Source organism: Prevotella sp. P4-119, assembly GCF_002251345.1.
GTDB lineage: Bacteria > Bacteroidota > Bacteroidia > Bacteroidales > Bacteroidaceae > Prevotella.
On record NZ_NPJB01000027.1, the window covers coordinates 41,453 to 49,628 of the forward strand.

The following is an 8,176-nucleotide window of genomic DNA, read 5'->3' on the forward strand; positions in this document are numbered from 1 at the left end:
TTTGAAGTGAACCCCGAAAGTTAGACAAAAAACTTTCGGGGTTTATTATGCAAAAGAGAAAGAAGCATGGTTATGCAGAATGTCTGAAGTACATGCAAATGATCAAAGAAGGAACATCCATTCATGCAATTCACATGAAGTATGGCATAAATGAAGACCGCCTTCATGTTCTATGGAACCGCTATCAATCAGACGGGCGTTCTGGTTTATTTAAAAGAAAGAATATAAGGGCAGATCTTGCATTAAAGAAAGAAATCGTGCTTGATATTGAAGAAAATCATTTAACTTTGCACGCAGCTTCGCTCAAATATGGAGCTTGCTCCCAACGAATATCTGTATGGTTACAGCAATACAGAACGGATGGCTTGGCAGCTTTGAACAGCACAAAAAGGCGAGGGCGACCACCAGGTATGGGAAGACCCAAAAAGAACAGTAAACCACTCACAGAACTTGAAAGGCTCCGTAAGGAAGTGCAAGAACTCAAGACAGAGAATGCTCTGCTAAAAAAAGTGAGAGCCTTAGTCGAGGAAAGGAATGCCCGACTACGCGAGATTGGGCAAGGGCCATCGAAGAACTAAGGCGCGAGGGACATCCCCTGCAGTTTATGCTGCATTGGATGAAGATGGCTCGTTCTGTATTCTATTACCATATATCGCATATGGATGACAGCGATGGATATGATAGAATCAGGACTAGTATAAAGCAGATTTATGACAAGAATCATGGGCGCTATGGGTACAGACGAATCTGTATGGAACTGCGCAACAAAGATATAGTCATTAATCACAAGACTGTACAGAAACTGATGAATCAGATGGGACTTAAGGCAAATGCCAAGAAACGGCACTATCACTCCTACAAGGGGGAAATAGGCAAGATTGCTCCGAATGTACTGGAACGTAATTTTTGCGCAGACAGACCCAATCAGAAATGGACTACAGATGTTACACAAGTGTGCATAAATGACAGAAAGCTATACTTGTCGCCCATATTGGATATGTTTGATGGCAGTATTATATCTTACGCTATTTCCAGCAGTCCTAACTTGCAGATGGTAATACATATGCTCAAGAAGGCTTTTAAGAAGTATCCACGACTGGATGGTCTCACACTGCACTCAGATCAGGGCTGGCATTATCAGCATGGCATGTACCAGAAGATGCTGAAAGACCACAATATCACACAAAGCATGTCCCGTAAAGGCAACTGTCTGGACAATGCAATCATGGAGAATTTCTTTGGCCTGATGAAGAACGAACTCTTATATGCTAACAAGTTTGAAAGCATAGAGGACTTTGAAAGGTCATTAAGAAAATATATTGATTGGTATAACAATAAAAGACAAAAATTGAGGTTAAAAGGAATGAGCCCGGCACAATACCGAGCTCACTACTATAGAGAGTTGAATAATTAATGTTTAATTTAATGTCCAACTTTTCGGGGTCACATCACTGAGGTTCCCTCCTTTATTTTTGTTTATCTGATTGATGCAGAGACTATATTGTTGCTGTACGATTGCAGGCAGTCATCTTCTCTGCCGATGTTTACCCTGACATTAGCACTTGATTACAGACTGTTGTCTGCTTTAGGAAAGACAACGGTCGGCGTAAACGATTTAGCCTCTTCAAAATCCATCAAGGCATAGGATATGATGATGCACACATCGCCAACTTGCACTTTACGTGCTGCAGCACCATTCAGGCAAATACAGCCACTGCCTCGTTCTCCCTTAATAATATAGGTTTCAAAGCGTTCGCCATTATTATTATCTACTATCTGGACTTTCTCCCCTGCTATCATATTGGCAGCATCCATCAAATCTTCATCGATGGTGATACTTCCCATATAGTTAAGATTTGCCTCTGTCACTGTCACACAGTGAAGTTTTGACTTCATTACCTCTATCATCATGACTATGCCTTATATTTAATGTGATCAATGAGTCGGATTGGAGTCTTTCCACAATATACTGTGATGCAACCTACGACGTAGGGAGTATCGTCCCAAGCGGCAATATCCTGCAAGGTGTTACCGTCAACGATAGAGAAATATTCCACTTCAAGGCCATCCACCGCATTGATGGTATTGACCACAAAATCATGGGTTTCGCCCACAGTATGCGTCTTAGCGTAAGAGATACTTTCCTTCAGGGTCTTGTAGATGGCAGGTGCTATGGCGCGCTCATCTTTAGCCAACAGGGTGTTGCGTGAACTGCGTGCCAATCCGTCAGCATCGCGCACGATGTCGCATTCCACAATCTGCACTTTCAAACCGAGTTGTTTCACCATAGCCTTGACGACAGCAATCTGCTGCCAGTCTTTCTCACCAAAGTAGGCACGATTGGGCTTAACGATATAAAACAAGCGGCTCACCACCTGACACACACCATTGAAGTGTCCGGGACGGTGTGCACCTTCCATTACCGTTGAAACTGGCGGAAATTCAAACTGACGAGTGTCTGGAGTAGGATACATCTCCTCCACAGAAGGAGCCAGCACATAATCAGCTCCACACGCATCGAGCAACTGACAGTCGGCATCAAGCGTGCGTGGGTAATTTTTCAAATCATTCTTGTCGTTGAACTGTGTAGGATTGACAAACACCGACACTACGGTAATGCCATTCTCCTTGACACTACGCCTAACCAACGATGCATGTCCTTCATGGAGGGCACCCATGGTTGGAACCAAACCTATTTCTTTTCCATTTTTTCGGTCTTCAAACAATTGGTTTTGAAGATCTACGATTTTACTGAAAACTTTCATTTCAAATTTCTTTGTTTTTCTAAAGCGAGTGCAAAATAACTACTTTTTTATCAAATAATGAAAGGATTTGGTGAAAATATGCCAAAAGAAGGTACAAAAACCTTAAAATATCGCATTTACAAATCATTTTTTGAAAAAAAATTCGTATCTTTGCAAAGATTAAATCATTCAATAATATGGCAAAGAAGATATTGTTCATCAACCAAGAGATTGTTCCTTATGTACCGGAAACAGACCTTTCACACATGGGTAAGGCATTGCCTCAAGTCATGCAAGAGAGTGGTCACGAGATTCGCACCTTCATGCCCAAATGGGGTAATATCAATGAACGTCGCGGTCAACTACATGAAGTGATCCGTCTCTCAGGTATGAATCTTATCATCGACGATACCGACCATCCATTGATTATCAAGGTAGCTTCTATCGTCCAGACTCGCATACAGGTATATTTCATTGACAACGATGATTATTTCACTCGTCGTCAGATGGACAAGGATGAAAACGGTATGGACTATGCAGACAATGGCGAGCGTGCAATTTTCTTCGCTCGTGGCGTATTGGAAACTGTTAAGAAGCTCCGTTGGGTACCCGATATCATCCACGTACAGGGATGGATGGGAGCCGTAGTACCCTTGTTTATCAAAAAGGCCTATTATGATGAACCTTCATTTGCCAATACCAAGGTAGTCACCTCGTTGTTCCCCAACCAGATGACAAGTGATTTGGCGCCCAACTTCAAAAAGTGTCTTGAGTTCCGCGATATTACAGCCGACACCCTCACAAAATACAACGAAGTATTTGATGCTACAGAACTGGCAAAGTTGGCTATCGACTATAGCGACGGTGTCATTGCTGCCCATCAAGACACAGAAGCAGACTGGATGAACTACGCCGCAGAGCAGGGCATCCCCACTCTCGCCTATCCCGATGCTGATTTCGGTAAGGCTTATGAAGAGTTCTACGAAAAGATTTAATGCAAACCTTAATAAGGTAAAAGATAAATTAGGATATCATTAAGATAATCATTACTTCAATGACAAAGAAAACACTATTAACAGCTATTGTCCTCCCACTGATGGCAATCTGCTCTTGCGACGAGGAAACAGCAAACGTCGGTAATTCTATTAGCGACAGCGCTGACTTGTTTGCTATTGCAACCGACTCTTTTCAGGTGAGTTCTCGGTCGCTTGTGGTCGATTCGGTGATTTCACGAAGTGAATACAGCTATCTCGGTCGCATCAAAGATCCAGAGACCGGATCATATATCACGAGTGACTACATGTCGCAGTTTACCTTGCTTGAAAACGAAAGCAATGCCATCTTCCCTCCAAAGGATAGTGTGGCAAGTCTGATTGACAATGAAATCGTAGCAGACTCATGCGTACTGAATGTTGTTGTCAACAAGTGGCAAGGTGACTCTCTCGCAGCTTTGAAACTCTCTGTTTTTGAGATTGGCAATCCTGTAGAAGAAGGAAAAACCTACTATACTAATTTCGATCCTGCTGCAAAGGGTCATATCCGTGAAGACGGACTGCACGAAAACAAGATTTTCTCTATCGTCAATCTTCAGTTGAGTGACAGTCTGCGTAAAGTGCAGCAATCAGGTTCCTATTATGAGTATGTCAGCATTCCCCTCAACAAGGAATATACCGACAAGGATGGTAATACCTACAACAACTATGGTACCTACCTGATGCGCACCTACTATGCTCATCCAGAATACTTTAAGAACTCATATAACTTCATCCATAAAGTATGTCCCGGTTTCTATTTCAAGATTACAGACGGACTGGGACTGATGAACGAGGTGAGTCGTACACAGCTGATGATTTATTTCCGTGGCAAAGAGGGTGGCAAGACCTACGTGGGTAGCAAAACCTTTAACGGCACAGAGGAAGTATTGCAGACAACCCGTATCACCAACGACAAGAAGACTGTGGCTCGCTTGGCTTCAGACAATAGTTGCACCTATCTGAAAACACCTGCCGGTATTTTCACAGAAGTGACCCTGCCCATTGATGACATCAAGCGCAACCATGAGAATGATACGATCACGTCTGCTAAGATTGTATTCAACAAGATGAATACCCAAAACGATCTCAGCAATAACCTCCTTCAGCAACCCACACAATTGTTGATGGTAGAGAAAGACAGTCTCTATTCGTTCTTTGAGAATCTGAAAGTCACAGACAACAAGACATCGTATTTGGCAACATACAGCAGTACAAAGAATACCTATACATACAGCAATATCTCCAACCTCATCAATCATCTCTATAAGAAGAAGCAGGCTGGTGGTAGCAATTATACTGCAACACATCCTAATTGGAACAAGGTTGTATTGGTGCCTGTCAAGACTGTGACCACCTCGTCAACATCTTACTATCAGACGACAACCACTATTACCGGTATCAACAACGAGATGTCGCTGACCAGTGTTCGCCTTGTGGGAGGTAGCGAGAATGCCCATACCCCACTCCACATTACCGTCATATACAGTAGAAACCAATAGTCATCATTATGGCCGATAATTTTCTGGAGAAGCATTTCGAAGAATATGAGGCTCGCAAAGCCGCTTATCTCCGTAAGAAGAAACATCTACCCAAGATCAAGAAACCATCGATACAACGGCCTGACGACGAAGCACTATAAGTAAAAGCCCCGATTTCATGAAAGATGAAATCGGGGCTTTCTGTTTCGCATCAATATAGTAAGGTTCATCTGACATTTCGAGTGATGAACGATCAATGATGGTGTATATCAGCAATTTGGGAAATTCTGTTTCCCACAAAACCCTTAATATACAAGACTAAGAGAATTCAAAAGTCTTAATTTGCATATAATGTAAGAAGAGATTGTTTTTAATAGCCCAAGTATTAAGTAAACTCTTTGCTGTAAACAACTTATACAAGATAATTTTAAAACAATCATAGATTATTTAATATGCCATCACTCCAAATTCCTGAAGCCCCCAAAATATCACATGATGAAACAGCAAAACCCGAACAAATCTCGTTGACGACCCGAACACACCGGGAATAAATAGCACAACTTAAACTGCAATCATTCAGAATACATGATACGGTAAGGGTTCTGGCATTGCCTCCTCCAGATTGGTAGGATGAACAAAACGGAAGCGAGCGCCACCATGATAGGTATTGTCGAGCCATATACGTCCTCCAAGTATCTCTATGATCTGACGACATATCTGCAATCCAAGACCAGTGCCTTTGGTAAACTGGTCAAGTTTGACAAAACGATCGAAAATCTTTTCAGCATATTCCGGTTTGATGCCACATCCCTGATCGGTAACAGCAAACGAAGCACTCTCGTCATCATGGTCCACAACAAGTGACACAGTAATATTACCTTTGTCACTAAACTTAATGGCATTGGTAAGCAGATTGACAAGTACTTGCCGCAGACGTGTCTTATCGGTAACGAAATGAACAGACGGTTCGTCACACTCAAAAACGAAATGTATGGGTTTACGACACGTCATCTCTACCGATTCTATTGTTGTCTGGCACAATTGCTTCACATCACACAGAGTCAACTCCATCCTTACATGTCCACTCTCTATACGCGAGAGATCGAGCACATCGTTGATGAGATTGAGCAACGCATTGGTATTCTCTTGTATGACATTGCTGAAATGGGTTTTCTCTTGAACGCCCAAATCTTCTGACTGTGTAGCCAACAAATCTGAGAATCCCACAATAGCATTGAGTGGCGTGCGGATTTCATGACTCATATTGGCAAGAAAAGCCGATTTCATATGATTAGCTTCCTCGGCTTTATCACGTGCCTCTTCCAATTCCTTTCCTTTCTGAATCAGTTCTTTGCGTAAGCGGTGAGACTTGATAAGTGCCACAATGGCAATACTGAGTCCTATACTGAGAAACACCGTGGCAAAAAGGATGTAGTCGATAACCACACTATGTTTCTCGAAGAATGGTTTCGGCTCATTTATAATCGTAAAACCTTCGGGCAACCGGCTCTCGCTGATGTCTAAATCCTGCATGCGCCGATAGTCGAAGACAAAACCTTCATTCAGATATACCCATCCTTGGTCAGAGCGTGTTTCAAGATAATCCTTACACATCTCACCAAGTTTCTCATTCTTGTTAGCATATTCAGGAATCCAACCACCCACAGCCCATCCATTCATACCCGATCCCGCAACAGAGAATACCGGTAGTGACGGATTGAGCGTACGAAACAGTTCTGCAGAATGGCTCACATTGAAACTGTTGTTAGCATCAAGTCGCCAAGAGCCTATCAGAAGTACATCAGTTTCGGGATTAAGCCGTTTTATTTTCTTGGCTAACGTATCAAAAAAGCCTGTACGCCCATCATAATAATGCATCTTAATATTGCTGAACTTAGCTTGCCGCATATCCTTGCGTGCCAAGGCTTGCAATGACACACCGCCCAACGAATTATCGGAAACGAAATAATAGTTTTTCGCATGAGGATACATCCGTTTGGCTAACTCTATATTTTTCTCAACAGAATAGCGCGTCAGAATACCACCAATAAGATTATAGTCCTGATAATCAGAGCGCAAGTATTTTAATTCAGGGGTCCACGATGCCACATCGGTTGTATCATCCGGCAATTCCACCATGGAAAAGCTACAACCACCTACGAGCACTGGGATTTTCTTATACTCTGGGTTTGGAATAGAAAGGAAAGTAGATACTGCCTCACGGCCCGTCAGCACTACGATATCGGGGCGCATGTGACCATTATTGTATTTGCTGATGATGCCTTCCATCCATTTGCGCCAGTCTTTTATGTCGATCATTCCATTACAGTTCATGCTCTCCACAAAAAGACGCGAATTGGGAATATTTGTCTTGACATAATTGGAAAACTCTCCCAAATTATCAGCAACTATCTTGTTGTCGGGTTCATAAGAAGTCACATAGAGAATGCGGTCATCGGCTAAAAGTCGGTGAGGCATGCCTAACATAAGCAACAATAGACAAATGTGTGTCCAAAAGGAAATATTCTTATAAATCCTATTCATGATGCAAAGATACTGTTTTTTATTGCTTTCTGCGAATAATTAACCAGAATATTTTCAATCAAAACATTTTTTCCCTATCTTTCCTCTATAAAACCTAATTTCATTTCCCTGCACAAGCAACAAAACCCACAAGAACGCATAATTGTGGTGCATAGTTATCCGTCACAGTTCCTCTTCCGACCTGTGATAATCAGATACTTTCCTCTTCGAGTTTTACTCAGACTGGGTTCCATCTCCAGCAGTGCCATTGGTTAATTTGCAATCACGGGGTGTCACCACCACAAAGATAGTAGCCTTGGCACGGCTGGTATATCTTGTCACCCTTTAGTGCAGGGTGTCAAAATCATGTTGTCAAAGTCCTTATAGCCGACTCCTT

Annotated in this window: 7 protein-coding genes and 1 pseudogene; 5 read left to right on the plus strand and 3 right to left on the minus strand. The window is 42.3% G+C overall.

The features are described 5' to 3' along the window. Positions 1 to 47: 47 nt before the first annotated feature. Together CIK89_RS03040 and CIK89_RS03045 are read left to right on the plus strand one after the other, a co-directional pair. Positions 48 to 578, plus strand: coding sequence for a helix-turn-helix domain-containing protein (locus CIK89_RS03040; RefSeq protein WP_094389967.1), 531 nt, complete (start codon positions 48 to 50; stop codon positions 576 to 578). Further along, positions 563 to 1,414 (plus strand): annotated as a pseudogene (locus CIK89_RS03045) (IS3 family transposase); the annotation flags it as partial. The gene CIK89_RS03040 and the pseudogene CIK89_RS03045, both read left to right, overlap by 16 nt. A gap of 152 nt (positions 1,415 to 1,566) precedes the next feature. Here CIK89_RS03045 and panD read toward each other — a convergent pair. Beyond that, on the minus strand, positions 1,567 to 1,911 hold the full coding sequence (gene panD / locus CIK89_RS03050; RefSeq protein WP_094389969.1) for an aspartate 1-decarboxylase: 345 nt from the start codon (positions 1,909 to 1,911) through the stop codon (positions 1,567 to 1,569). A 2-nt stretch (positions 1,912 to 1,913) separates the two neighbouring features. Beyond that, on the minus strand, positions 1,914 to 2,765 hold the full coding sequence (panC, locus tag CIK89_RS03055; protein ID WP_094389970.1) for a pantoate--beta-alanine ligase: 852 nt from the start codon (positions 2,763 to 2,765) through the stop codon (positions 1,914 to 1,916). 176 nt (positions 2,766 to 2,941) lie between these two features. Here panC and CIK89_RS03060 point away from each other — a divergent pair, with 176 nt between their 5' ends. The 3 genes from CIK89_RS03060 to CIK89_RS03070 are packed head-to-tail and all read left to right on the plus strand — an operon-like array spanning position 2,942 to position 5,417. Continuing rightward, a complete protein-coding gene (locus CIK89_RS03060) occupies positions 2,942 to 3,739 on the plus strand; it encodes a glycogen/starch synthase (RefSeq protein WP_094389971.1) in 798 nt (265 codons plus the stop codon). Between the two features lie 59 nt (positions 3,740 to 3,798). Continuing rightward, positions 3,799 to 5,277 (plus strand): DUF4270 domain-containing protein, encoded by a 1,479-nt coding sequence (locus CIK89_RS03065; protein WP_254046602.1) that lies wholly within the window; start codon positions 3,799 to 3,801, stop codon positions 5,275 to 5,277. 8 nt (positions 5,278 to 5,285) lie between these two features. Continuing rightward, the gene (locus CIK89_RS03070; protein WP_094389973.1) at positions 5,286 to 5,417 is read left to right on the plus strand and encodes a dehydrogenase; all 132 of its coding nucleotides are present in this window, start codon (positions 5,286 to 5,288) and stop codon (positions 5,415 to 5,417) included. Between the two features lie 415 nt (positions 5,418 to 5,832). Here CIK89_RS03070 and CIK89_RS03075 read toward each other — a convergent pair whose 3' ends face one another. Then, positions 5,833 to 7,734, minus strand: coding sequence for a HAMP domain-containing sensor histidine kinase (locus CIK89_RS03075; RefSeq protein WP_158214961.1), 1,902 nt, complete (start codon positions 7,732 to 7,734; stop codon positions 5,833 to 5,835). Positions 7,735 to 8,176 lie beyond the last annotated feature (442 nt).

What these genes read in the sequence shown, in the direction of transcription:
- CIK89_RS03040 (WP_094389967.1), top strand. Translation starts at nt 48, where the DNA reads ATGCAAAAGAGAAAGAAGCATGGTTATGCAGAATGTCTGAAGTACATG.
- panD (WP_094389969.1), bottom strand. Translation starts at nt 1,911, where the DNA reads ATGATGATAGAGGTAATGAAGTCAAAACTTCACTGTGTGACAGTGACA.
- panC (WP_094389970.1), bottom strand. Translation starts at nt 2,765, where the DNA reads ATGAAAGTTTTCAGTAAAATCGTAGATCTTCAAAACCAATTGTTTGAA.
- CIK89_RS03060 (WP_094389971.1), top strand. Translation starts at nt 2,942, where the DNA reads ATGGCAAAGAAGATATTGTTCATCAACCAAGAGATTGTTCCTTATGTA.
- CIK89_RS03065 (WP_254046602.1), top strand. Translation starts at nt 3,799, where the DNA reads ATGACAAAGAAAACACTATTAACAGCTATTGTCCTCCCACTGATGGCA.
- CIK89_RS03070 (WP_094389973.1), top strand. Translation starts at nt 5,286, where the DNA reads ATGGCCGATAATTTTCTGGAGAAGCATTTCGAAGAATATGAGGCTCGC.
- CIK89_RS03075 (WP_158214961.1), bottom strand. Translation starts at nt 7,734, where the DNA reads ATGCCTCACCGACTTTTAGCCGATGACCGCATTCTCTATGTGACTTCT.